This is a genomic window from Arthrobacter sp. 10T413_2 (assembly GCF_056394205.1).
The window spans coordinates 1-24744 of sequence record NZ_JBFTHK010000029.1; the positions used below are offsets into that span (position 1 = coordinate 1).

The window sequence follows — 24744 nt, forward strand, 5'->3', positions numbered from 1 at the left end:
CCGCCGGGCTCCTCGGCGATCGTTGCCGTCGTCGACGACCTCTACCTCGCTACCTCGACCGCGTCGACAAGGCGGTCGGCAAGGCCACCAAGAAGGTCAGCAAAGCCATCGACAGTGGTGACTACGACGCCGTGGTCAAGGCCGTGAACGAGGGCGATGAGAAGATCATCGAAGCCGCTTCGTCCTGATCGGCCGACGCAACCACCCGGGAGCGGGCCGCTCAATATCGACGATCATCTACCGCGTGGGCGCCGGGGCATCGAACCGGGGAACCTGGAAATCCACCCTCGACATCATCATCCTGGCCCTCCTGCTGGCCGCAGCGGTGCATAAGTACGAGACGCCAACGCCGTCCACGCCCCTATGGATGGGMAGGMTTGAAGAGGTCCAACCGGAGGACGCGTTCCGGCTCGGTTTCMTGCTCTTGKGGGTGTTCCCGTCGGACATCCTCACCTCGATCGCCGTCGGCGGTTCGGCATCGGCCTAACAAGATTCGAGGTGGGCGGTGATGTCTTTCGTGCTGACGCCCCTGCTGCTCGTCGCACGTTCATCGCGCTCGCCGTGAGCAACCTCGCTTCAAGTTAGGACTCCTCCACGCCGACGCTTCCGATGCCACACACCGCAGGGTGATGACGGGACACGGGTCCGACCGAACGTGGCCATGAACAAGGTGACCGGCCCTGACACGTCTTGGKAGCGCTCGGCACTGACCTTGCCGTGGGACCATTCATTTTTGGCGCTGCCGCCATGTCTTGCTGGTTGTGTCAGACACCCGAGATCCTGGCGGGGAGAGGGAGAGAGGACAGGTTGCGTGCGTGCTTACGGAACGGGCGGAACCATGTCCTGACTTCCGCGAGGGCCTAGAGATTCTCCAGCTCGGAACTTGGTGTGGCCTGGTCCGCGGTGGCTTCGGTCTAGGCGGCGCGTTTGACGGCGTGTCGTTCGACCCTCGGATCGTACTAGGCTCCACCTTGTGATCTCGAGCCCTGTCCCCGGCCTGTCGGCGGCCGCCCGACGGMGCGTCCAGGTGGGGGCCGTGGCGGGCATGGCGGGCGCCGTTCTATTTGTATCCGTCTTCACCGTTTACGGGTGGCTGTACCCCGGCTATTCCTGGACGGGTATGTTCGTCAGCGAGCTGGCTCTTGGCCCCTATGGGTGGGTCCAGGTCCTCAACTTCGTGCTGACGGGCGCATTGGTGTTGATGTTCGGCCGCGGTCTGACCGCTTATTTCAGCGCCGGCGCGGCTTCCCGGGTCGGGCCGTTTCTTGTGCAGGGGATCGGCGTCAGCCTGATTGCCTCGGGGCCGTTCGTCACCGACCCGTCGGCGATGTTCGGCCAAACCAGTCCGCATGGCATGGTGCACGGTATCTTCGGCGCCATCGTCTTCACGTTCGCGCCGTTCAGTTGCTTCGTTTTCTACCGGCGCTTCCGCAGGGACCCGGCCTGGCGCCCCCTGKCGGGGTGGACACTTCTCAGCGGCGTGGTCCTTACTCTCGGGATCGTTCTGCTCAAGATCAGCCAGCAGCCCGGGAGCGGACTCTTCGACTGGAAAGGTCTCGTGCAACGGGCCATTCTGGTCACGTTTATGGCCTGGATCTTCGCGGTCGCATTCCGGCTGCGCCACCTTTGCCGCCTCCCGCAACACAGCCCATCAACGAGGGCGTAGGTCTGGACTCGAGTCATCGGCGGAGCAAACTGTGGCCCCGCGGCCCMGTTTACACCGGGCCGGTCGAACCTGCCACGGCCGGCCGGAAGAGTTTGGTCTAGCGACGGCCGAAGGTTTCGAGGCCGCGCCGCAGGGGAGCAAGGCCGCCCTCCGGCCCTACCGGGATGACGCGGGACGGCCTATCGTGGTCCTGACACAGCCCGAGGGAAAGGAACGACGATGTTCACCCTGCAGATTAGCTATCCGGTCCGGGACTACGAGGCTTTTAAGAACGTCTTTGACAGCGATCCCGCAGGCCKAGCCGCCTCGGGCGCCCGGTCTGTCCGCTTGTTCCGGGATACGGAGGACCAGAACAGCGTGGCCGTGCTCCTCGACTTCGACACCAAGGACGCCGCGACCGTCTTTCTGGAACGGCTGCGCAGCCAGGTGTGGGACAAACCCGAGGTGATAGGGCAGCTGATGACGGCAGCGCCGACGGCTAGGATTCTGGAAGAGGTGGCCCGCGAGGGCCAGGGCGCGGGCTGACCGCTGATGGGCTGAGTCGGTCGTCTTGAGCCGTGTTTCGCTGCATACTGTGGTGGCTCAGCTGGCGAGTAGGTTGAGTGCGTCGTGGCCCGTGGAGCCCGCGTGAGCGCTATTTGCAGAGTCCCCCAACCGTGCCTGCCCTCATTGCAGTAACTGGATTTGCTCAGAGGCGGCGGGGGAATGCCGACTGTCGGCCATACAGCGTGAGCAGGAGGGCTGCGATGCCGAGGGCGATCATGACTACCGGTAGCGCCAGCCCGTCGAACGGCGTCAGGAGGAGTGCGCCGAGGATGCCAGCGCCGAAGATTGCTATGTTGAAGGCGACCGGGAGGAACGCGTTGGCGACGTCGGCGTTTTCGCCTCCTGCGGTGGTTAGCGGGCCCTGCAGCTGGGCTGACGCACCGCCGAAGGCGACGCCCCAGAGGGCGGCGGCGATCACGATGGCCAGGGCCGATGTGTGTCCGATGAGCAGTATGACTCCGGATGCGACGAACGCGGTGACGCTCAGGTGCAGGAGGGACCGGGGGTGGCGGTCCAGCAGCGCTCCGGTGATGGCCACGCCGATGACCGATGCGATGCCGTAGATCAGTAGGACGAGGTCGGTGGAGAGGCCGGTTTCTGTGGCGCGGAGGTAGGGGGCAATGTAGGTGTAGATGGTGCTGTGGGCTAGCATCCAGACGACGATGACGGTGAGGATGAGGGCGACTCCGGGGATCCGGAACACGCGCCCCAGGGGAAGCCGCGACGTGGCCGGTTGCCCGGGGGCATCAGGGACGAATGCGACGATCAGTGCGCCGACGACGAGTGCGAGGACGGAGAGCGCGCCGAAGGACCATCGCCAGTCGAAGGCCGTTCCGATCCAGGCGCCGAGGGGGGTGCCGAAAGCGAACCCGAGGGGCGCACCCGTGGAAACGATGGCCAGGGACAGCCCGGCGTTCTGGGGTGGGCTGATGCGGCGGCCGTAGGCAGCGAGCATTCCCCAGATGATTCCCGAGAACGCGCCGGCGAGGAATCGTGAGACGAGAGACAGTGTCGCCTCAGGGGAGAAAGTGGTGAGCGTGTTGGCGATCACGAGTCCTGCGATACTCGCGAGCAGCAGCGGCTTTCGTCGCATGCCGCGGGTGAGGGTGATCGCGGGAATGGTGGCGAGGACCGTCCCGAGGGCGTAGGCGCTGACGAGCAGACCGACGGTTCCTTCGCTTGTGTGGAGGCCAGTTGCGATGACGGGGAGCAGGCCGGCTGGCATGGTTTCGGTAGCGACGAGGATGAACCCCATTGCGGCCAGGACGACGAGCGCGACCAAAGGCAGSTTTTGCTGTGCCTTGGCTTCTGGTGCAGGTGTTCGTGTGGGGACGGTTGTCATGTGGCTCCTTTCGTGCGGGGCGGTGATGCCGGGTATCGGGCTTGGAGATCGGACGCGGCGGGAGGCCTATCCCACGGATCAGACTGTGAGCAGCACCTTGGTGGCGCGGCGCTCGTCCATGGCTTTGTAGCCTTCGGGGGCCTGCTCCAGGGGCAAGGTGAGATCGAACACCTTGCCGGGGTTGATCTTGCGGTCCCAGATCAGTTGGATCAGCTCGGGCAGGAAACGGCGCACGGGGGCGGGGCCGCCCTCGAGCCGTACGCCCGTGAAGAACAGGTCGAGGCCGTTGAGCTCGACGTCGTGGCCGACTCCGACGTAGCCGATGCGGCCGCCACCGCGGGCGGCGTGGATGGCCTGCCACATGGATTCCTGGGTGCCCACGGCCTCGACGACGCCGTGGGCGCCGTATCCGCCGGTCATCTCCTTGATCTTTGCGGCTCCCTCGTCGCCGCGTTCTTCGACGATGTCGGTTGCGCCGAACTCACGGGCCAGCGCCTGGCGCTCCGGKTGCCGGCTGAAAGCGATGATGCGCTCGGCGCCGAGATGCTTGGCGGCGAGGATCGCCGAGAGTCCGACGGCACCGTCTCCGACCACGGCGATCGTCTTGCCGGGCCCTGCCTCGGCAGCGACTGCGGCATACCAACCGGTGCCGAGCACGTCAGAGGCGGCCAGGAGCGAGGGCAGCAGATCTGCCTCAGGTACTCCGGGGGTGGGGACCAGCGTGCCGTCCGCGTGGGGGATGCGGGCGAGTTCGGACTGGGTGCCCTTCATGAACACGCGGTGGATGCAGCCGGACTGGTAGCMGGCCTGGCAGACCTCACACGTGTTATCTGACGCGACGAAGGAGCCGACAACGAAGTCTCCGACCTTGACGTTCGTCACGTCGTGACCGATCTGCTCGACCACGCCCACATACTCGTGACCCATATGGGCCGKTCCATCCAGCATCTCGATTCCGCGATACGGCCAAAGGTCAGAACCACAGATGCACGTTGCAGCGAGCCGGWTCACCGCATCGGTGGGCTCTGCGATCTTCGCATCCTCAAGTTCTTCGACGCGCACGTCACMGGGGGCGTACATGACAACACCACGCATAATTTGCTCTCCTGTTCATGGGGTCCAACCAGTCAAGCTTTCTTTCCGTGCGCGGGGGAGTCTCTGTTGAGGGGTGTACCGAGAGGGAACCCCCCGTTCCTCCCTGCCGATTTACCCTTGAACCATGGATAACCGGKCCGAAGTGCGAGAGTTCCTGATGTCGCGGCGCGCACGACTCACACCTGAAGACGCCGGCATTACCGCAGGGTCGAATCGTCGGGTGGCCGGGCTGAGGCGCAGCGAAGTCGCGTTACTCGCCGACGTCAGCGTGGAGTACTACGCCAAGCTCGAGCGCGGTTCCATTGCGGGCGCGTCAGCGTCCGTGCTCGAATCCGTCGCCCGTGCCCTCCGTCTTGATGACACAGAGCGTGCCCACTTGTTCGACCTGGCCCGGGCGGCAGATGGCATCCMCACCTCCGGGAGGCTCCGCAAACGCGCCACCACCCAAGCCGGGGCCCGCTTGAGCCTGCAGTGGGCGCTGGAAGCGATCACCGAGGGTGTCGCATTCGTCCGCGACCCGTACCAGAACCTGCTCGCGACCAACGCCTTGGGGCGCGCCTTCTACTCGCCGGTGATCGGAGACAGCGGCCGCACCMCGAACCTAGCGCGGTTCCAGTTCCTCGACCCGGCTTCGCGCGACTTCTACCCCGACTGGGAGCTGTTCAGCGAGATGTGCGTCGGCATCATGCGTGCCGAAGCGGGCCGGGACCCTCACGACCGCACAATGCAGGACCTTGTCGGAGAGCTCTCGACACGAAGCGAGACCTTCCGCGCACTATGGGGCGCGCACAACGTACGCACCCATGGCTCCGGAACAAAACGCTTCCATCACCCCGTGGCCGGGGAACTTACCCTGGCGTACGAAGAACTCGCGATCACCGCCGAGCCAGGCCTCGTGCTGATGGTTTACACCGCAGAGCCAGGCTCCCCTTCAKCGGAACGACTCCGCCTCCTCGCAAGCTGGGGAGCGAGCGAGCACACACCCACCGAAGGGCACCGAACCACGAGCTGACAAGAGTTTCACCGCTCTGGCTCCTGAAAGCATAAGGATTTTCTCTTCTCGAGCTATTTATGAGCAGCCCTTCGGCCCGACGCTCATGAACTCGTTCCCGGAATTCGCTCCAAGCATTTCCGGGATTTCACCCGCAGCGGGTGAGGCCCATGCCGGGCTTAACGCCAACAATAGTCATACCCTCCACGGGTAGGGCTGAGGGACAGGCCGTMCCGGAAACGAGAACGCATCTTTGAGAGCAGGTAACACAAATGAGTTTCTGGGAAAACTCGTGGGATATCTTCTGGTGGTTCTTTGCCGCGTCCGTATTCTTTGCCTACCTGTTTGGTGTTTTTGCGATCATCGGTGACCTTTTTCGCGATCAGTTTGAAAGAATCAAGAGCCGGGTGCTGGTTTGACGGCCTTCGCGGCAACGAAGTAGGCAGCCGTGCGCGGATTCTTCCAGGACGCTGAAACGTTTGCGTTGCTCCTGCTCGCGGCCCACATATTACTCGTGACCGTCGCAGCTGTCCTCGTGTCGATGAATCGCCGTCCATCTTCTGCAATTGCCTGGGTGCTCGCCATAATTTTCATACCGATCCTTGGTGCCGTCGCGTATTTCTTTGTCGGTTACTCGAAACTTCCCAAGGCGCGTCGGGACAAACAGCGCGAAGTCAACGCTCTGGTCCTGGCGCGGACTGAAGGCAGCCCCCTTATCAGCCGCGGCCTTGACTGGCCGGAATGGCTGCATTCGGCGGTGGTGTTGAACAGCAACCTTGGGGCGCTTCCTATGGTCGCGGGCAACAGTKCGACCCTGCTAGGCGACTACAACGGCACTTTCGATGCCATGATCGCTGAGATCGATTCGGCCACCAGTTATGTGCACGTGGAGTTCTACATCCTGGTGTTGGACGCAACGACGGCGCCGTATTTTCAAGCGTTGGCCCGAGCAAGATCACGCGGCGTTGACGTCCGGGTTCTGTCCGATCATCTGGCTGGCCTAAAGTTTCCCGGCCGGAAAGAGACCTTGGACTTCCTCCAGGAGATAGGGGCGGAATATCGCCCCATGCTGCCGGTGCGGCCGTGGCGCGGCGAATGGCAGRGGCCGGACCTGCGCAATCACCGGAAGATCTTCGTCGTCGATGGMCGCGTGGGATTCACTGGGTCCCAGAACGTCATTGACGCGAGCTACGACACAAAGGGCAACCTGAAGCGCGGGCTCCAGTGGCACGAGCTGATGATGCGCATCGAGGGACCTGTGGTCCGGGAGCTGGATGCGGTCTTCGCAACGGACTGGTACAGCGAAACGGGTGTGATACTGCCACTGGATTCAAGCCCCCTAGGAGTCAGCCAACGTTCTGCGCTCGTTGACGCACAGGTCCTGCCCAGTGGTCCCAGCTTCGACAACGACAACAATTTGAAGCTCTACGCGACGCTTATCCACAAAGCTGAGCGTCGCGTCAGCATCACCAGTCCATACTTTGTCCCGGACGAATCCATCCTGATGGCTATTGTCACGGCAGCCGCGCGGGGGCTAAGCGTCGAGCTCTTTGTTTCCGAGGTCGGAGACCAGAGCATGGTCTATCACGCGCAGCGTTCCTACTACGAGGCACTGCTCCGCGCCGGCGTCAGAATCTACCTTTACCGGGCGCCCAAGGTGCTGCACTCTAAGCACTTCACCATCGATGAGGAGGTTGCGGTGATTGGGTCCAGCAACATGGATGTCCGTTCTTTCAGCCTCAACATGGAAGTATCCGTACTTGTGCACGGGCGCGGATTTGTGGACGCAATTCGCGAGATCGAAGACGGGTACCGCGTGGAAAGCCGTGAGCTGCAGCTCGAGGACTGGATCCGGCGGCCCATAGCGCAAAAAGTATTCGACAACCTGGCGCGCCTGACGGCGTCCCTCCAATAGGGAAAAGGGTCCAGACCCGACGGCGCTGAAAACACCGAAGCCCTTGGGGGGGAAGCCGCGGTTATCGGCCGTTGTACTCGTAGTCTGTTATGTGCTCGCCCCAAGTAGTGGTCTTGGACGGGTCTTCGCCGTTTTGGAGCATGGCAATGTGTTCCATGAAGCAGCGCGGGGCGGCGGCGTGCCAATGCTCCTCGCCGGGCGGGGTGTAGATGGTCTGGCCGGGATGTACTTCGATGATCTTTCMGTCTCGGGTACCGAAACGGCCTACACCTTGGGTGACGCGCAGATACTGACCGTGCTGGTGGGAGTGCCAGGCTGTGCGTGCTCCGGGGGCGAAGCGGACGGTMGCGACGACCATCGTCTGGTCAGACTCGTGGGGCAGCGCGATCGGGTCGAGCCAGACGTCGCCTGCGAACTGGGCGGCCGGGTTTTTCGTGGTGGGCACGGAGGGTTCGATGTTCATGATTTTCCTTACTTGTTGTCTGTGAAGAGCTGTTTGGCTACGCCCATGGCAGACATGCCCTTGGGCCAGCCGGCGTAGAACGTGACGTGGGTGATTGCTTCGATGAGCTCCTCTTGGGTCACGCCGTTCTCGAAGGCGCGACCGAGGTGGAAGCCCAACTGGTCGGTGTTTCCGCCAGCGGTGAKCACGGCCACGGTGATGAGGCTGCGGTCCCGTGGGGAAAGTTMAGGCCGGTTCCAGACGTCTTCGAAAAGCACGTCGTCGGTGAGCGCGGCAAGCTTTGGCGCGAAGTCGCCGAACATCTTTCTGCCGCCTCCGAGCTGCTTGGGTTGGTTAGTCATGATGATCCTTCTTTCGGTTTGGAATCTTTCGTGCGTCAAAGCGTGAAGTCCTCGGCGAGGATGCTGTCCAGCTCCGCCACGTCCCCGGCCACCATCGGCTCGCACAGGGTGCCATGGAGCGCATTTACCGCCGTGGCGGTCACGTCTGTCACCGCCGTCGCGCCTGCACCGTGAGTTCGTGGGTACCGTAGCTGTCGTCGTCGGGGTTGACGGTCACGCCGGGGGCGACGAGCTGATCGATGGGGTCCAGAACGTCGCTGGACAAAGTGATGTCGGCGGCCGGCAGGTAGGACTCGAGCTGTTCCATGGTGCGCGGTCCGACGATCGCTGCCGTGACGCCTCGGTGGTTGATCACGAACGCTCTGGCGAGCTCGACGAGCGTCAGCCCGGATTGTTCGGCCAACTGGGCGAGATCTTCGACGACGTCGAGTTTTCGCTGGTTGGCCGGGCTTGACATGTCGAACCGGGCATTSGGACGCGCGGACGAGGTCGGTGAGGGCGCCGAGGGTTTCCTCGACATCCGTGTCGGGACTGGGCCGGTGGACCTGGTAGAGGTCGAGGTAGTCGGTGTTCAGGCGGCGGAGGGAGTCTTCGACCTCGCGGATGATCCAGCGGCGGGATCCACCGCGCTGGTTGGGGTCCTCGCTCATGGGCATGAAGAACTTCGTGGCGAGGAACACGTCGTCGCGGCGTCCCTCGAGTGCCTGCCCGACGATCTCCTCGGATGCCCCGCCTGAGTAGACGTCGGCGGTGTCGATGAAGTTGATGCCAGAGTCGAGGGCACGGTGGATAATCCGGATGGCGTCCGTGCGGTCGTCGTTGCCCCAGGGGCCGAACATCATCGCTCCGAGGCACAAGGGACTGACCTGCACGCCGGTGCGGCCAAGTGGGCGATATTCCATGGTGGTGTCTTCTCTCGGTCTTAGGCTGCGGCGGTCTCAGGCTTCGGGGATGACCATGGCGAAGCGCTCCAGCCGGGCCTCGTCCGGGTCCGGTCCGTTGCGCACGCCGGTATCGAGTGCGTCRACAGCGGCGAGTTCGTCGGCACTGAGTTCAAAGTCGAAGATGTCGAAGTTCCCGGCGATGCGTGCMGGGTTGGTCGACTTCGGGATGGCTGAACGGCCCTGCTGCAAATGCCAGCGGAGCATGACCTGTGCCGGACTCTTGCCGTGCGTTTGTCCGATGCTGGTGATCGTCGGGTCTTCCATCACGTTCCTGCGGTCCTTGCCCCATCCCGGGTAGAAGGTGATGCCACCGATCGGCGACCAGGCCTGGGTGAGGATCCCGTGTTCGGTGTCGGCTGCCTGGACGTCCGGCTGGGTGAAGTAGGGGTGCAGTTCGACCTGGTTCACGGCCGGGACGATCTCGGTGGTCGCCAGCAGCTGCTCGAGGTGGTGCGGCATGAAGTTGCTGACGCCGATCGCCCGCACGCGCCCGTCAGCGAGCAGGCGCTCGAGTGCTTTGTACGCGGCGATGGTTTTCTCGAAGCGGTCGGGGGCGGGCTGGTGCAGGATGAGCAGGTCGAGGTAGTCGACGCCGAGCTTGCCGGTCGCTTTATCCCAAGCGTGCAGCGTCTGGTCGTAGCCGTAGTCGCTGACCCAGACCTTGGTCTCGATGAACACCTCCGCACGGTCCAGGCCCGAGTTGCGGATGCCCGCACCGACCTCCCGCTCGTTGCCATAGGCGGCGGCGGTGTCGATATGCCGGTAGCCGGCAGCAAGCGCGGCCTCGACGGCGGCCGTGGTCTGCTCGGGGGCGCTTTGGAAGACGCCCAGACCGAGGGCGGGCATCGTGATGCCGTTGTTGAGAGTAAGTTTCATGTCCATGCCTTTCACGRTATTCAGAGGTGYGCCGTTGTGGGAGGGCACATCATTACCTCTATCGAGGGGGAGGCGGCACCGCGAGGGGTGCCGTTCGTTGGTCGTTGCCCTGAGTTTGCCGGGCCGGCCAGCTCAGCGGACGCGCTCGGCCGCCGGTACGGGCACGGCCATCCGGGGTGCCCTGGTGCGACGGGCCGCCAGGTCTGCGGGCAGAATGAGGGCCGCGGTGACGGCCAGGGCAAGGAGGAGCAGGACACTGCCCGTGGTCAGCGCAACGCTGACCTGCGCGGCCAGGTGCGCTACGGCAGACCCCGTGGTCGGGACGGTCGCTGCGGCAGCGACCGCGATACCAAGCCCGAGGCAGGTGCCGACCTGATGGAAGGTGTTCACCAGGCCGGATGCGGCGCCGGCGTCGGCCGCGGGGGCGCCGATGATGCCGAACGAGGTCAGTGGCGCAAAAGCGAGGCCCTGACCGGCCCCGATAAGGATCATCGGCAGAGCCACCCCTGTCAGGTATGCGGAGTCGACTCCGGCTCGGCTGAGCCAGAACATCCCCGTCAACGTGAGCAGGATCCCGGTCAGGAGCAGGACCGAGCCCGGCATCCGGCCAACGAGCCGGGGGATGCTCATCGCGGCKGCGAAGTTGACCGCCGTCATGGGTAGGAATCCGATGCCGGCCTGCAGCGGGTCGAAGCCCAGCACTTCCTGCAGGTACTGGGTGGTGAAGAAGAAGAACCCGATCATTGCGCCCAGATAGAGGAAGCGGGCCAGGTAGGCGCCGGTGCGGCGGCGGCTCGCGAACAGCCGCAAGGGCATGATCGGCTGGGCCGCCCTGCGCTCGATCAGCACAAATACGACCGCGAGCACGGCGCCGGCACTGACGGCCGTGATTGTGACCGGTGAGGTCCAACCGGCGTCGGTGGTGTTGATGATGCCGAACACGAGAGCGCCGACACCGAGGGTGGCGCTGAGCGCGCCGAATACGAGAGCGCCGACACCGAGGGTGGCGCTGAGCGCGCCGAATACGTCGAAGCGGCCGCGGGCCCGGCCTGTTTCCGGGATGAACCGCGGCGCGAGGGCGATCATCGCGGCGCCTATGGGCACGTTGACGAAGAACCCGGCGCGCCAGGAGATCCAGTGGGCCAGCGCGCCGCCGATGACCAGCCCGAGGCTGGCGCCGATCCCTGCGGTAGCGCCGTACAACGCGACGGCCCGGGTGCGCTCGCGGCCCTCCGGGAAGCTCGCGGTGAGTAGGGACAGTGACGCGGGCGCGACGATCGCGGCTCCGATGCCCTGGACGGCGCGGCCGGCGATCGCCCACCACCCCGCCGGGGCGACGCCGATCAGCAGGGACGCGATCGAGAACACCACCAGCCCGAAGACGAAGACACGGCGCCGGCCGAGCAGATCGCCTGYCCGGGCGCCAAGGAGGAGCAGTCCGCCGAAGACCAGCGTGTACGCATCCTGAACCCACGAAAGCTCGCCGGTGCTCAGCCGCAGATCGGCCTGCAGGCTCGGCAGCGCGGTKAAGATGACCGAGTTGTCCAGCAGGATCATAAAGTAGCTGACGAGGATGGTCGCCAGGGTCGCCGCCGGGTGGGGAGCGGTTGCGGGTGCAGGTTTCATGCTTTCAATGCAACCGTGGTTCCTTACGGGTCGGGAGTCACTGTCGTTCCGGGTAATGCCAGTCCCTCCCTCGTCGCATCGACCGCGCGTAGCGTGGATGCCATGACACACAGCGACGACGTGCGGAAATTCCTGACCTCCCGCCGTGCCAGGATCACGCCCGAGGAGGCCGGCCTCCCGGCCTATGGCGGCAACCGGCGCGTTACCGGGCTGCGCCGCGAGGAAGTCGCCATGCTCGCCGGAATGAGCATCGATTACTACATACGCCTTGAGCGGGGAAACCTCTCCGGCGCCTCGGATAGCGTCCTTGAAGCCCTCGGTCGTGCCCTGAAGCTTGACGACGCCGAAACGGCCCACCTTTTTGACCTTGCTCGCGCCGCCACCGCCTCCCCCCGGGTGCGGCGCAAGCGCAGCCCGCAGACGGTGCGGCCGAGCGTGCAGCGCGTCATCGATGCGATCACGACGGCGCCGGCCTGGGTCCGCAACGACCGAGGGGATGTCCTCGCCGCCAACGAACTGGGCCGTGCCCTTTATCTGGACATGATGGCAGAGAGGCCCACTCCGCCGAACAGCGCACGCTTCACCTTCCTGAATCCGAAAGCGCGGGAGTTCTTCGCCGATTGGGAACGCGCAGCGGATGACGTCGTCGCAGTCCTGCGCTCCACGGCCGGGAAAAACCCCTACGACAAGGACCTCACGKACCTGATCGGTGAACTCTCAACCCGCAGCGAGGAGTTCCGCACCCGGTGGGCCCGTCACGACGTGAAGTACCACCGCGCCGGCCGGAAGCGGCTCCACCATCCGATCGTCGGGGACTTGGACTTGAGCTTTGAAGCACTCGAGCTGCCAGCTGACCCGGGACTGCGCATCAACGTGTACACAGCAGATCCCGGGACACCCTCCGAGGATGCACTGAAAGTCCTGGCCAGTTGGGCCGCGACCCAGCAGCCCACCCCGCAGATCCCCCTCAAGGAGAAGAAGTGATCGACCGTCCCTCCACCGTGCTCATCGTTGGCGCCACCGGCAGCATCGGCCGCCACGMAGTGGCCGAGGCGCTGCGGCAGGGTTACGCGGTCCGGGCGCTCGTGCGMGACCCCGCCCGCGCCGCCCGACTTCTTCCCGAAAGTGTGGAACTGGTGATCGGGGATCTGACTCGTCCCGAAACCGTCTGCCCGGCCGTCGACGGAGTCGACGCAATCGTGTTCACCCACGGATCCACGAGCGGCGAACGCGACGTGCGGGATAACGACTACACCGGCGTCGCCAACGTCCTCAAAGCCTTGGGCGGCCGCCGGACACGCATCGCGCTCATGACTGCTATTGGCACCACACGACCAGGCGTCGCCTACGCCCAGTGGAAGCTGCGCAGTGAGCGGCTCATCCGCGCCAGCGGTAACCTCTTGATGCAGCCGAAGACATTGTCGACCTCCCTGTCGCCTTTGAGCCCCAAATGTTCCGCCACGACCTCGCCACAATCACAGCAAGAAGCCTCAAAGCCGGGGACTAAATCGGGGCTCCTGCTCCTATCCCTCCGATGCAGCAAAGAATCCGGTCATCGATCCCAATTCTCCGGAGGCGGGTGGATTTGCTCCCTGCCGGGAGCAAGTGATCGCAGCGGCTTTGTTCGCGTATGCGGCCAAGGCGTGCAGTTCGTCCGGGCTAAGCTCTTGCAGGCGTGATCTGGATGCGGCCCCGAGTACGTCCATTTGCGCGAGTCCGGAGATCAGTGCGGCCATGAAGGAGTCCCCTGCCCMGACGGTGTCGGTCACGGTGATGGATTCTCCGGGCATCTCCACACGGCAGCGTCGGGTGAGGATCACGGGGCCCTGGGCGCCACGGGTCAGTGCCACTAACGATGGTCCGAGCTCCAGCCACGCTGACATCGACTCGTCCTGGGTCCGGTCGGGGTAGAGCCAGCGGAGATCTTCGTCGCTGGCTTTGACGATGTCGGCGACGGCAACGAAGTCTTCTGCCCGTTGGCGGGCGGTAGCCGGTTCGGGGTTGATGACGGGGCGGCAGTTGGGGTCGAAGCTGATGGTGGCGTGGGGCCGGGCCGCCTCGATGAGTCCCCGTACCGACGTCCCGCCCGGGGGAGCGCCGTCGCGATGGAGCCGGTGTGGACATKGAGTGAGCTCTCCACTGCTGCCAGGGCCGGGATGGAKGCCCCGTTAATATCCCAAGTGACGGCGAACGAATATTGCGCGGCTCCGGTGGCGTCCAGGGATGCCAGCGCGGTTGATGTCGGCAGGGAACCGCCGACAATGGCATGGACGCCGTTGCTGTCCAGATGCTCGGCGATCATCCGCCCATGGCGGTCTTCGGCGAAGTGCGTGATGAGGCTGGTTGGGAGGTCCAGGCGGGCGCAGCCGACGGCAACGTTCAGGGGGCTGCCTCCGGGGTGGGTTTCGGGCGTGGTGTTTCCTCGGAAGGGGTCATCGATGATGTCGACAAGTGATTCGCCGATGACGGTGACCAGGGGGACGTTGTCAGAGAGGTCTGGGTGGGGACCGTTCTCGGGTGGTGGCATGTGTGCTTCCTTGCAGGTTGGTGCTGAGCGTGGTTGCTGATGTCCCGGAGTTGAGGGGCCTAGCGGCCCGGGTAGACGACGGCTTTGAGCTGGCCGGTTTGCTTGCCCGCCTTCAGGGCTTCTTCGGATTCGGCGAGGGTGAACTTGCCGGTGACCAGGATGTCCAGGTCCACCTGGCCGTCGGCGATGAGCTGGATGGCCAAGGGCCAGGTGTTGGTGTAGCGGAAGACGCCGGAGAGCCAGATTTCGCGGTTCTGGATGTAGGAGACGGGGAGTTCGACKTCGTCGGCCCCGAGCCCGACCAGGATGACCCTGCCGGCGGGGCCCACGGCTTTGATGCCCGAGCGGACGGCCTGCGGGGCGCCGGAGGCRTCGATGAAGGCATCGACGTCGAGCCCTTCGACGCTGTCGGTCCTGGCGTTGAGGGCGTGCGTGGCGCCGTGTTTCAGGGCGAAGGCCAAGCGGTCTTCGGCGATGTCGCTGATGTAGATTTCGGTGGCGCCGTAGGCGCGGGCGGCTTGGGCGGCGATGATGCCGATGGGGCCGGCGCCGGCGATCAGGACCCKGCTGCCGGGCTTGATCCGGGCGCGTTCGCAGGCCCAGAGGCCGACGGAGAGCGGTTCGATGAGGGCGGCTGCCTCGTCGCTGACGCTGTCCGGGATGTCGTAGGCGAAGTCGCTCTGGATGGTGACGTATTCGGCGAAGGCTCCGTCGACCGGCGGGGTGGCGTAGAACTCGATGTCGGGACACAGGTTGTACCGTCCCGCTTTGCACTGCTTGCATTTCCGGCAGGGCCGCTGCGGTTCGACGGCGACCCTCTGGCCGATGCGGCCCGGGTCACCAGCGCTTCCAACGGCGGCGATCCGGCCGGAGAGCTCGTGGCCGAGGATCAGCGGGTGGTCCACGACGTAGTCGCCGATCCGGCCGTGCTCGTAGTAGTGGACGTCGCTGCCGCAGACGCCGACGGCGGCGACCTTCACCAGGACCTGGTCCGCTTCCAGCTTGGGGACGGGCAGGGTTTCCATGGCCATGTCGCCCTGGCGTTTGAGGACGGCGGCGCGCATGGTGGCCGGTACTTCGGGATATCCGGAGGTGCGGGACTGTGCGGTTGATGTTGTCATCGAAGTGATCCTTTTTCTAATACGGATCGAAGGGGGCCGGTTACTTGACGGCGCTATTTGACGGCGCCGAGGGAGAGTCCCTGGACGAGTTTGTCCTGGGCGGCAAAACCGGCGAAAAGTACGGGCAGGGAGATCACGACCGCGGCGGCGCAGACCTTGGCGAGGAACTGTCCCTGGCCTGAGACGAAGCCGGTGAGGAAGACCGGGGCGGTGCCGGCCACGACACCGGTGAGGACCCGGGCGAGGAGGAGTTCGTTCCAGCTGAAGATGAAGCAGATCAGCGCGGTGGCGGCGATGCCGGGCATCGCGACCGGGGCGACGACCTTCCGGAGCGTCAGCAACAGGCCCGCGCCGTCGATCTGGGAGGCCTCGAGCATTTCAACGGGCACTTCGTCGAGGAAAGAGCGCATCATCCACACGGCGATGGGCAGGTTCATCGAGGTGTACATCAGGCCCAGGAACCAGATGTTGTCCAGCGCCCCGGCGGTTTTGGCGAAAAGGTAGAGCGGCAGGACGGCCGCGACCACGGGCATCATCTTCGTGGAGAGGAAGAAGAACATGACGTCGGTCCACTTCTTCACCGGACGGATGGAAAGTGCGTAGGCGGCCGGTATGGCCAGCAGCAGGACGAGAACGGTGGAGAAGATCGAGGCGGTGGCGGAGTTGATCAGCGACGGCCACGGKCTGACACCGGACGTTGCCCCGAAGAACTCCTTGTAGGCGTCCAGCGTCAGGTCGGCGGCGACGGAAGGCGGGTTCGTCGCGGCGTCCGTTTCGGAGTGGAAAGAGGTCAGGATCATCCACAGGACCGGTACCGMGAACAGCAGGGCCAGCAGCCAGGCGGCGATGCCGGCGGCCGTGTTATTGCGGGTGGGGTCCATGCGTGACTTGCCCCGGCGTCGGGAACCGGTTGTGCGGGCGGGCGGGGCGGGGACTGATGCCCGGGGTTCGGCCGGGGTGAGGGTGCTCATCGTGCTGCCTCCTTCTTGAAGAGCGAGAATACGGTGCGGAGTGCGAAGGTTGCCACGATGATGGTGCCGATGACCACCACGACGCCGGCGGCGGACGCCAGCCCGTATTCGTTGGCGTAGTAGAACGTCTCATAGATGGCGTAGGGCAGGTTGGCCGTGCCCAGGCCGCCGGAGGTGATGACGAAGGTAGCGTCGAAATTCTGCACGATGTAGATGGCCCCGAGCAGTCCGCCGAGTTCCAGGTACTGCCGCAGGTGCGGCAGCGTGAGGTGGCGGAAGATGTCCCAGGGGCTTGCGCCGTCCATCTGGGCGGCTTCGACGGTGTCCATCGGACGGKACTGAAGGCCGGCCAGCAGGATGAGCATCATGAACGGGGTCCACTGCCAGACCAGCGAGACGATGATGGCCATCAGGGGTGCCGAGGACAGCAGGTCCGGCTGGGGCGGGGCGTCGCTGCCAAAGAGTGACCAGACCCAGGTCAGGGCGCCGTTGATCAGGCCGTACACGGGGTTGAGGATGGCATGTTTCCAGATGAGCGCCGCGGCAACCGGAACGATGAGGAACGGTGCGATCAGCATGGTTCGGGCCAGGCCCCGGCCAATGAACTTTTTGTCCAGGAGCAGGGCCAGGCCGAGGCCGAGGACCAGGCTGGCCAGGACCACCGAGACGGTCTCGATAATGGTGGTGACGATCGCCTGCAACATGTAGGGATCGGTGAGGACCTGGACGTAGTTCTCAATGCCGGCGAACCCGGTCTTGTCCGGGCTCAGGCTGTTCCAGTTCATGAACGAAATGATCAGGGTCACCACGAACGGAAGCTGGGTGACGATGATAAGGAAGATCAGTGCCGGAAGCAGCGGTGCACGCCGTGCCCAGGCCACGGCGCGTTCCCGCGCCCTGGCGTTCTTCGAAGGTGTGGCGGTGCTGCTCCCGTGCCGGGAGACGCGCGCCGTTGCGGTAGTCATGATGTTCTCCTGCGGTTCGGTTGTTGCTACTTGTACTTGTCGCCGACTTTTTGTGCGGCTTCCTGGCCCTTGGCCACGGCATCGGCCACGGAGCCCTGGCCGGCGATGGCGGAGCTCACACCCTGGGACACCCTGGTGCCCAGGGCGGCGAACTCGGGAATGCCGACAAACTGGATGCCGACGGCCGGTCGCGGCTGGACGCCGGGGTTTTTCGGATCGGCGTTCTCTATGGCAAAGCGTTCGGCCTTGAAGAACGGCGCGGCCTGCTGGAAGTCGGCGTTCTCGTACGTGGAGATGCGCTTGCCGGACGGGACCTTGGCCCAGCCGAGCTTGGCAGCGACCAGTTCCTCGTACTTCTTGGAACTGGCCCAGGCAATGAACTTCCCGGCAGCGTCCTGCTTCTTTGAAGCTGCCTGCATGGCCCAGGACCAGGTCCACAGCCAGCCCGAGGACTTAGTCTCCTTTACCGGGGCCTGCGCGTAGCCGATCTTGCCCTTCACGGGGGAGGCATCCGCTTCCAGAGCTCCGGCCGCCGAGGTGGCGTCGTACCACATTGCGGTCTTGCCCTGGCTCATGTTGTTCAGGCACTCGGTGAACCCGGCCTGGGCGGCCCCTGCTTCGCCATGGTCGCGGACCAGCTTGGTGTAGAAATCGACCGCCGCGGTGAACTCGGGAGCGTTGACCTTTGCATTCCAGTCCTTGTCGAACCAGGTCCCGCCGAACGTGTTCACCACGGTGGTCAGGGGTGCGAAGACCTGGCCCCAGCCGGGCTCGCCGCGCAGGCAGATGCCCTTCATCCCTKGCGCTGCCCCGTCGACCTTGGCGGCGAGGCCGGCGACCTCGTCCCACGTCGGCTTCTCCGGCATCGTCAGGCCCTTGGCGTCGAAGATGTCTTTCCGGTACATCAGGAAGGAAGACTCACCGTAAAACGGTTCACCATAGAGCTTGCCGTCCTTGCCKGTCAGGGAGGCGGTGTAGGCCGGCAGGATGTCCGCCTGGTTGAACTCGGCATCCTTGGCCACGTTGTCCAGCGGTGCCAGCCAGCCGTTGGCGGAATAGAAGKGRATTTCGTAGTTGGACAGCGACGCAATGTCGTACTGGCCGGCCTGGCTCGAGAATTCCTGGCTGATTTTGGCTCGAACRTCGTTTTCCGGCAGGACGGTGTAGTTGACCCTGATGCCTGTTTCCTTGGTGAAGTTATCAGCGGTGAGCCGCTGCAGGTCCTCCATTTGGGGGTTGTTCACCATCAGGACATTGATGCTGTTGGGGTCGCCGGCGGAATTGCCGCCACCGGCGCCTGCGCACGCCGAGGCGCTGAGTGCCACGCACAGGGCGCCTGCCGCCAACGTGGCGACGCGTATTTTTGCGCGCATTAAGGACTCCTTTGTTCTTCAGGGGATGCGATGCTGCCCATTCCGACTGCTGCGTCGGGGTGCGGGGCCGAAGATGGGCGACCGGCTCGAKGTCGGTTGCCTTGCTGCTGTTCMTCAAGATTAGGCCTGCGGGATATGACACAACTAGCGCCCTGGTTGCCAATTTCTGATACTAATTTTCGCCGCCCTTGCCCCAAGAAGCCGCTAACCTAGGGGAAGGCGCTGAGGTGCCGTCCAGATTTCATAACCACTCACCAAACGGAGAATTGCAATGACTGCCKCGGAGCCTCCCGACGGAGCAACTGCCAGGATGGCCGAACGGCTGCTGGGTATGCACGCAAACCGGGAGGTCATMCCGCCCGACCCCAACCACTCAGTCCGATGGCATGAGCACGACTATCCCAGCCCGGTGGCGCGCTGGAATTATCATCCCGAGTACGAGATCCACCTCATCCGCAAGGGCACCGGAAAATTCATCGTCGGAGACCACATCGGCACCTTCGAGGCCGGCCAGGTGTCTCTCGTGGGGTCGGGACTGCCGCATGATTGGGTCAGCGACCTTGAGCCCGGCGAAGTCCTGGAGAAGCGGGACGCCGTCATCCAGTTTGACGGAAAATGGGTCGAGCAGACCGCTGCCTTCGTCCCTGAATTGGCCGAGCTCAAACCCTTGCTGGAACAGTCCGCACGCGGCGTCGAGTTCCTGGGCCGCTCAGCCGCGTCGGCCGCAGCGTCCATCGAGGCGATGGGCGCCTCCACCGGATTGGATCGGCTCCACCACCTCTTGGAGCTATTTACAATTCTGGCGCGGGCGCCCCAGGAGGAACGGCGCTACCTTGCCGACGAATGGTTCAGGCCGCAGCTGGACGGCMAGGCCGCGGCCGTGGTGGACATGGTTCTCGAGTACGTATTCAGCAACCACGCCGGCAGCGTCAAGATGTCGGAGGCCGCAGCCATGGTGGGGATGCCGGAGCCGACATTCTCGAAGTACTTCAAACGTGCCACAGGCCAGAACTTTAGTGACCTGGTCCGGAAACTTCGACTGRCCCACGCACGGCGCCTGCTGGAGCGGAGCGACAAAGCGATCTCCGAGATCTGTTACKAAGTCGGCTTTTCGAATCTGTCCAACTTCAACCGGCACTTTCTCAACGACGCAGGGGAAACTCCACGGCAGTACCGGCAGCGCGTCCAAAGCTGACCACACCGCGCCATTCCAGGCTGCGATTTAGCCCCCATTMTCGACTAACAGTCGCAGGTAGGGGGCAGTTGTGCCCAGGAAACCGTGCGGTTTTCAATCGAGGGCACCGATTACGAAATAGGCCTGTCAGCCGGGAACGCGGCCGAATTGCGTTGTTGCCGGACGCCATTAGGACTAGGCCGGTATTGGGTCTAGCGTGGGGAAGAGGGCGCGCATGAATGCGCGCCGGCAGGGGGCCGGACGGGGATCCGGGTTCGTCTTCGCATCAGTGGGGCCGGCGTCAGGGATTCACTAACAACGCCTCTGGGGTCTCAAAGGCGAAAGAACGGAACAGCAATGATGGCTGACCCGGAAAACCACCTGCACAATAGCTTTGCCGGCCGTGGCGTGTATCTGCTGGACGACCACGAGGTCGTGCGGCGGGGCCTGCGGCAACTGATCGAGTCCGATGGTCTGAGCATCGCCGGTGAATCAGGATCCGCCCGCGAAGCAGTCCGGCGGATCCCTGMCCTTCGCCCGGAACTGGTCATTCTTGACGATGATCTTCCCGACGGTTCCGGTGCCGACGTCTGCCGGGCMATCACCGCGGCCGACCCGGGCATCCRCTGCGTGCTGATGACCGCGGACACCGACGAAGCCGTGCTGATCGACTCMATTCTGGCCGGTGCCCGGGGGTGCCTGTCCAAGCAGCACGACAGCAGCGAACAACTCAGGCTCATCCGACGGGCCTTGGCCGGGTACACCGCGTACAGCGCCCGGTTCCACCCGGCGCTCGTGGCCCCGTTCTCCCTGCTCGGTCCGCAAGGGCCGGAGGAGAGACTCCAGCGACTATCAAAGCGGGAAATGACTGCCGCCATCGGCCTGGCGAAAGGGCTGAGCAACCGCCAGATCAGCCAGGAAATGTTCCTGGCAGAAAAGACCGTGAAGAACATGGTCTCGACCATCCTGATGAAACTCGGCATGGCGCGCAGGACCCAGGCCGCCGTGCTCGTCACCACCACCCTGAATCACTCCGAAAGCCCCGCCGACGGCGGCTACCGGTCCAGCCGGTTCCCGGATCTGGTCGCCGAAGTCACGGCCGCGCTGCTGAACTGCACCAGCGAGGGCCCCACCGTGCCGCCCACGGACGCCGTGCGGGCAGGGGATGCCCTCCGGCTTGCCGATGCCCTTGCCGCGGCCAGGGCCGGACGGATGGTCACCCACCCTCAACCAAGCCGCACGTAGGAGMCCGGGACGCGAACGGCGTTCCCGGGTCCGGGCAGCGGGACAACCGGCTGTTTCCCCTTAGCGCGGCATTTGGGGCGTTGAGGGGAAATTACGGGGCTGCGGAAAATCTTCGTCGCCTACAGGCTTGAGGGATCCTGTCCGAAGAGAACCGCACCCCGATCAGCCGCCGTGAACTGGAGATCTATGGACCACCCAGTTGGCGGACGACGCCACGAGTCCGGCATGGGCGGCAAGCCTTTACACGGGGTAGTCCCGGAGTAACCATTGGTGGATGACCCGTCCTGCAGAAACCCTCACCGTAGCTCTGGAAGATGTAGGCGATACCTCATGGCGGGCCAGGATCCTGACAATCCTTGGGTCCCAGTACGGAAGCACCCAGCGGCGTTTTGTGGGCCAGATTGACGGGAAAACCCGGTACAAAAGCTCGACCTTTCCCGTTGTAGGATCGGTCGGCCCGGTTTCCCCTCACGAGCAATGGGCTCCGGGGATGACGGCCGCGCTGGAAGAACTGCAGCGGGATCTGACCAAGGACGGCTGGGGACAGGCCTCTCGGGGGAGGGACCCGTGGTCACTAAYGTATGAGCGCGTCACATCCGGCCTTACGTGACTACGGCGGTTGAGGCCATGCGCGCCGATCCTGAACCAATTCGACGCATCGTCAAAAGCCCGGTCAGGATTGGGTGAGCGGTGCCGCCGGTGCCACTGCCTGACGGAGCCTCGGTTTCACGCCTGGCCGCGGGCCGCCTCCTGAGCCCGTGCCGGGACTTATGGCAGGTTCCAGCCGCGACGGGTCACACCAGACTGGGCAAAGGAAGGTAGGAGGCTCGCTCATGACTGTGCTTGTTGMCTATGCAAGTGCGCTGGGCTCCACCCGAKAGATAGCTCAACATGTAGCCTCCCGCATGGCGGCTGCACTAGGCGACGTTGAATGCCGATCGGTGGAGGAGGTCAAGTCTGTCTCCGACTACGAGGCCGTTGTGGCCGGCAGCGCCATCCACAATCAGGCGTGGCTGCCCCCGGCTTTGCTGTTCTTCACCCAYGGTAATGATGGTAAAGGTCCTGAACTGGCGTGACTCGTCGCCCACCTRACGCGTGTGAACGCTGTCTTTCCCATGATTMGTCCACCGGTTCAKGACCAGCACCAAGCTCGTTGAGCCAGGCGGACATGRCMTAATAGGAGCCTGAATCACCAAAGTCCCGTTACMGTGCTGTCTGCCGGCCTGGCCAACGTGCAACACACTAAGAACAGGGCCGTCGTCATATTGACCCAGGAACTACCCCAAGTCATTGTCGGCGTTGATACCCACGCCGACACTCACCACGTCGCCGTTGTCACCGAATACGGCAAACCCATCGCTGATCAAAATTCGCTGCAACAGCTGCCGGCTACAGCKAGCTGCTTGATTTCATCAACAGCCACGGCATCGTGACCGCGGTTGGGGTGGAAGGGACAGGCTCCTACGGGGCCGAACTGTCCAGGGTGTTAGTCAAAGAAGAACTCAGGGTCTTCGAGGTTAACCGGCCAAACCGTCAGCACCGCAGGATCCGGGGAAGGTCGGATCCACTGGACAGTCCCTGCGATCCGAAATCGCTGCCGCTGATGCGCTCCTGCAAGAAATCCTTGATTCGTATGCACCATTGCTGACCGAACTTCCAKGCGTCGGCGTTGAAGTCGCCAGCCAGCTCCTTGTCACAGTCGGAGACAACCCCGAACGGATCAACAATGAAGCACAGTTCGCAGCCCTCACCGGCACCGCTCCCGTACCCGCATCATCCGGCAAGACMAACCGTMACAGACTCAGCAGAGGTGGTGACCGMCAGGCCAACAGCGCCCTCCACCACGTCGTACTCTCGCGCATGCAATCGGACCACCGAACCAAAGACTATGTTGCCAAACGTATCGCCGACGGCAAGAGCAAACGGGAAACCATGCGCTGCCTCAAACGCTACGTCGCGCGGGAAATCTATCGCCAGATATTCAACCCTGTCGCAGCTCCTGACATCGCCGACCTCCGGCCCCTCAGGCAGCAACTCGGCGTCACGCCGCAGCAAGCAGCCGAGCAACTCAGTCAGTGGCCCTCCAACCTTTCCCGCATAGAACGAGGCATCGGMAGAAACGACCATGTCGCCCAAAGGTACCGACAGTGGCTCACCGAGCAGCACCTGTCCACAACCGGGGACAATTCCCAAGCGTTATCCACCGCTACCACCGCCGAGGGAGCTACCCCAATGGCTCCCAAAAATCCAGCCGTGGATAACCCGAATTGGCCCCAATCGTGGACAGCTCAAAGTCACCTTGAGTTGCGCCACGCMAGCCCACAAAAGCGTCATGACGCGGGATTGCGGACTGCTTACGGGCTGAAGGGCTGAAGTAAGGAAGCCTGCACATCCACCATGATTGCCGGTGACGCTCATTCCATCGACTGCTCCGGGGGGCGCTGCACGGCGCATACTGATCTCATGAACACGACCCTGGCCACGGTTTGGCTGCCCGCGCTCGTCCTAGTCCCGTGTCTGGGCATCTGGATATACAGCATCGTCGATTTCAGCAGGACTGACGAGCGGGACATGCGCACATTCCCAAGGGACATCTGGCTCGTGGTCCTGGTCTTGGGAAGCGTCGCCGGCGGAATTGCCTGGCTTCTGGGCGGAAGGCCTCAGCAGCCAGGCTCCCCACGTCGGCCGTGACGACACGCGTTGCCGCGGCAAGTGCAGCTCCGCGGGGCTCTCCCTTCCCTCTTAATGAAGAATTCAGGGCCACCCTCTTAATGAAGAATTCAGGGCCACCCTGTCGGCGGCACGCTGTCGACCTCCGGATGCCTACCCCCGCACCGACCACAGGAAAGCGTCTCATTTTCGGACTAGGGTCTCCCTCAGGGCTACCCATAATCGGGCCGCTCCGCCCGTTTTGAGGGGAACGCAACGTGGCAAGTGAAGGCACTGTCCTAGCTTCTCTCGAATCGTGATCAGCTACCGCGCCGCAGTCGCGATCAGTGCCGTCCTCAAGACGACGTCTCTGAAGCGATGTTGAATTTGACGCCTATAGGAGCATCATGGGCCCGAGTTGGCCAAACGACCTGTCTGGGTGTTCAGCGTGGGGATGTMCGACGCCCTGCCCAAGCCGTTTCGCAAGCGCGGTGCAGCACTGCAACAGAAGCGTCTGGAACTAGCTCARTTCCAGGAAGTTCCGCTTCGCGGCCACAAAGTCTTCTCCGGTGTCTACCAGGCCGGCCAGATGCCCGCGCTGCTCCGGGTCTTGTTCCGGGTCACCGGCGGCCGCTTTGGAGACTTGCGGGACTGGGCGGCTGTCGACGCGTGGACGGATCAGATTACAGCCCAACTCGCTAATMCGGCGTCGTCCACCCCAGGGAGCATCACGGCATAGCCTGGCTGGGATTGTGTGCCTGGTGTATCCCCGCAGCGGGAGAGGAATCGGCCGCGCCCTGCAGAGCAGACCGGAAGCCGAACGCATCGTGACGCAGGTCGCGGAGAACATCCAACGCGCCGAACCGACCGAAGCGGACGGATGCCGCCAGCTCTTTCACCCGCGTTGGGTGACG

Annotated in this window: 21 protein-coding genes and 6 pseudogenes; 14 read left to right on the forward strand and 13 right to left on the reverse strand. The window is 64.0% G+C overall.

The features are described 5' to 3' along the window. From AC1DBQ_RS07215 to AC1DBQ_RS07230, 4 genes and pseudogenes are all read left to right on the forward strand, one after another. Nucleotides 1-188, forward strand: a pseudogene (locus AC1DBQ_RS07215) (hypothetical protein); the annotation flags it as partial. Nucleotides 189-244: 56 nt separating this feature from the next. After that, nucleotides 245-487 carry a hypothetical protein gene (locus AC1DBQ_RS07220; RefSeq protein ID WP_476927856.1) on the forward strand — a complete coding sequence of 81 codons (243 nt, stop codon included), beginning with the start codon at nt 245-247 and terminating at the stop codon, nt 485-487. 558 nt (nt 488-1045) lie between these two features. Then, nucleotides 1046-1666: a DUF998 domain-containing protein gene (locus AC1DBQ_RS07225; protein ID WP_476927885.1), complete on the forward strand. Its 621-nt coding sequence runs from the start codon at nt 1046-1048 to the stop codon at nt 1664-1666. Nucleotides 1667-1885: 219 nt separating this feature from the next. Further along, nucleotides 1886-2191 carry a hypothetical protein gene (locus AC1DBQ_RS07230; RefSeq protein ID WP_476927857.1) on the forward strand — a complete coding sequence of 102 codons (306 nt, stop codon included), beginning with the start codon at nt 1886-1888 and terminating at the stop codon, nt 2189-2191. Nucleotides 2192-2354: 163 nt separating this feature from the next. Here the strand turns inward: AC1DBQ_RS07230 and AC1DBQ_RS07235 are convergent, their stop codons facing one another. Next, on the reverse strand, nt 2355-3554 hold the full coding sequence (locus AC1DBQ_RS07235) for an MFS transporter (protein WP_476927858.1): 1200 nt from the start codon (nt 3552-3554) through the stop codon (nt 2355-2357). 78 nt (nt 3555-3632) lie between these two features. Continuing rightward, the gene (locus AC1DBQ_RS07240; protein ID WP_476927859.1) at nt 3633-4649 is read right to left on the reverse strand and encodes a zinc-dependent alcohol dehydrogenase family protein; all 1017 of its coding nucleotides are present in this window, start codon (nt 4647-4649) and stop codon (nt 3633-3635) included. Nucleotides 4650-4773: 124 nt separating this feature from the next. On the opposite strand from AC1DBQ_RS07240, the gene AC1DBQ_RS07245 reads away from it, so the two are divergent. The 3 genes from AC1DBQ_RS07245 to cls all read left to right on the forward strand — a co-directional run bounded on the left by AC1DBQ_RS07245 (nt 4774) and on the right by cls (nt 7555). Continuing rightward, entirely contained in the window at nt 4774-5661 is an 888-nt protein-coding gene (locus AC1DBQ_RS07245) for a helix-turn-helix transcriptional regulator (protein ID WP_476927860.1), read from the forward strand. A gap of 251 nt (nt 5662-5912) precedes the next feature. Beyond that, complete coding sequence (locus tag AC1DBQ_RS07250) at nt 5913-6059, forward strand: hypothetical protein (protein ID WP_476927861.1); 147 nt, start codon at nt 5913-5915, stop codon at nt 6057-6059. Between the two features lie 29 nt (nt 6060-6088). After that, nucleotides 6089-7555: a cardiolipin synthase gene (gene cls, locus AC1DBQ_RS07255; protein ID WP_476927862.1), complete on the forward strand. Its 1467-nt coding sequence runs from the start codon at nt 6089-6091 to the stop codon at nt 7553-7555. Nucleotides 7556-7616: 61 nt separating this feature from the next. Here the strand turns inward: cls and AC1DBQ_RS07260 are convergent, their stop codons facing one another. The 5 genes and pseudogenes from AC1DBQ_RS07260 to AC1DBQ_RS07280 all read right to left on the reverse strand — a co-directional run bounded on the left by AC1DBQ_RS07260 (nt 7617) and on the right by AC1DBQ_RS07280 (nt 11805). Further along, entirely contained in the window at nt 7617-8018 is a 402-nt protein-coding gene (locus tag AC1DBQ_RS07260; RefSeq protein ID WP_476927863.1) for a (R)-mandelonitrile lyase, read from the reverse strand. An 8-nt stretch (nt 8019-8026) separates the two neighbouring features. After that, a complete protein-coding gene (locus AC1DBQ_RS07265; protein WP_476927864.1) occupies nt 8027-8359 on the reverse strand; it encodes a carboxymuconolactone decarboxylase family protein in 333 nt (110 codons plus the stop codon). Nucleotides 8360-8507: 148 nt separating this feature from the next. After that, nucleotides 8508-9261: pseudogene (locus AC1DBQ_RS07270) on the reverse strand (aldo/keto reductase). A 36-nt stretch (nt 9262-9297) separates the two neighbouring features. Then, entirely contained in the window at nt 9298-10179 is an 882-nt protein-coding gene (locus AC1DBQ_RS07275; RefSeq protein ID WP_476927865.1) for an aldo/keto reductase, read from the reverse strand. Nucleotides 10180-10311: 132 nt separating this feature from the next. Further along, the gene (locus AC1DBQ_RS07280; RefSeq protein ID WP_476927866.1) at nt 10312-11805 is read right to left on the reverse strand and encodes an MFS transporter; all 1494 of its coding nucleotides are present in this window, start codon (nt 11803-11805) and stop codon (nt 10312-10314) included. A gap of 102 nt (nt 11806-11907) precedes the next feature. Between AC1DBQ_RS07280 and AC1DBQ_RS07285 the strand changes: the two genes are divergently transcribed. Both AC1DBQ_RS07285 and AC1DBQ_RS07290 read left to right on the forward strand, forming a co-directional pair. Next, nucleotides 11908-12789, forward strand: coding sequence for a helix-turn-helix transcriptional regulator (locus tag AC1DBQ_RS07285; protein WP_476927867.1), 882 nt, complete (start codon nt 11908-11910; stop codon nt 12787-12789). Nucleotides 12790-12806: 17 nt separating this feature from the next. Beyond that, nucleotides 12807-13484 (forward strand): NAD(P)H-binding protein, encoded by a 678-nt coding sequence (locus AC1DBQ_RS07290; RefSeq protein WP_476927886.1) that lies wholly within the window; start codon nt 12807-12809, stop codon nt 13482-13484. Here the strand turns inward: AC1DBQ_RS07290 and AC1DBQ_RS07295 are convergent. The 6 genes and pseudogenes from AC1DBQ_RS07295 to AC1DBQ_RS07320 form a co-directional block, all read right to left on the reverse strand. Further along, nucleotides 13443-13868: pseudogene (locus tag AC1DBQ_RS07295) on the reverse strand (PfkB family carbohydrate kinase); the annotation flags it as partial. The gene AC1DBQ_RS07290 and the pseudogene AC1DBQ_RS07295 overlap by 42 nt on opposite strands. A 128-nt stretch (nt 13869-13996) precedes the next feature. After that, nucleotides 13997-14332, reverse strand: a pseudogene (locus AC1DBQ_RS07300) (PfkB family carbohydrate kinase); the annotation flags it as partial. 59 nt (nt 14333-14391) lie between these two features. Next, nucleotides 14392-15453 carry an NAD(P)-dependent alcohol dehydrogenase gene (locus AC1DBQ_RS07305; protein ID WP_476927868.1) on the reverse strand — a complete coding sequence of 354 codons (1062 nt, stop codon included), beginning with the start codon at nt 15451-15453 and terminating at the stop codon, nt 14392-14394. Between the two features lie 53 nt (nt 15454-15506). Further along, a complete protein-coding gene (locus tag AC1DBQ_RS07310; RefSeq protein WP_476927869.1) occupies nt 15507-16424 on the reverse strand; it encodes a carbohydrate ABC transporter permease in 918 nt (305 codons plus the stop codon). After that, nucleotides 16421-17389, reverse strand: coding sequence for a carbohydrate ABC transporter permease (locus tag AC1DBQ_RS07315; RefSeq protein ID WP_476927870.1), 969 nt, complete (start codon nt 17387-17389; stop codon nt 16421-16423). Before AC1DBQ_RS07315 ends, AC1DBQ_RS07310 begins: the two co-directional genes overlap by 4 nt. 26 nt (nt 17390-17415) lie before the next feature. After that, nucleotides 17416-18762 carry an ABC transporter substrate-binding protein gene (locus tag AC1DBQ_RS07320; RefSeq protein WP_476927871.1) on the reverse strand — a complete coding sequence of 449 codons (1347 nt, stop codon included), beginning with the start codon at nt 18760-18762 and terminating at the stop codon, nt 17416-17418. Between the two features lie 271 nt (nt 18763-19033). Here AC1DBQ_RS07320 and AC1DBQ_RS07325 point away from each other — a divergent pair, with 271 nt between their 5' ends. The 5 genes and pseudogenes from AC1DBQ_RS07325 to AC1DBQ_RS07345 form a co-directional block, all read left to right on the forward strand. Then, on the forward strand, nt 19034-19957 hold the full coding sequence (locus AC1DBQ_RS07325) for an AraC family transcriptional regulator (protein ID WP_476927872.1): 924 nt from the start codon (nt 19034-19036) through the stop codon (nt 19955-19957). Nucleotides 19958-20032: 75 nt separating this feature from the next. After that, nucleotides 20033-20152, forward strand: a pseudogene (locus AC1DBQ_RS07330) (Lsr2 dimerization domain-containing protein); the annotation flags it as partial. A gap of 141 nt (nt 20153-20293) precedes the next feature. Further along, nucleotides 20294-21181: a response regulator gene (locus AC1DBQ_RS07335; RefSeq protein ID WP_476927873.1), complete on the forward strand. Its 888-nt coding sequence runs from the start codon at nt 20294-20296 to the stop codon at nt 21179-21181. 833 nt (nt 21182-22014) lie between these two features. Continuing rightward, complete coding sequence (locus AC1DBQ_RS07340; protein ID WP_476927874.1) at nt 22015-22257, forward strand: flavodoxin domain-containing protein; 243 nt, start codon at nt 22015-22017, stop codon at nt 22255-22257. A 186-nt stretch (nt 22258-22443) separates the two neighbouring features. Continuing rightward, nucleotides 22444-23161 (forward strand): annotated as a pseudogene (locus tag AC1DBQ_RS07345) (transposase); the annotation flags it as partial. Nucleotides 23162-24744: the final 1583 nt, after the last annotated feature.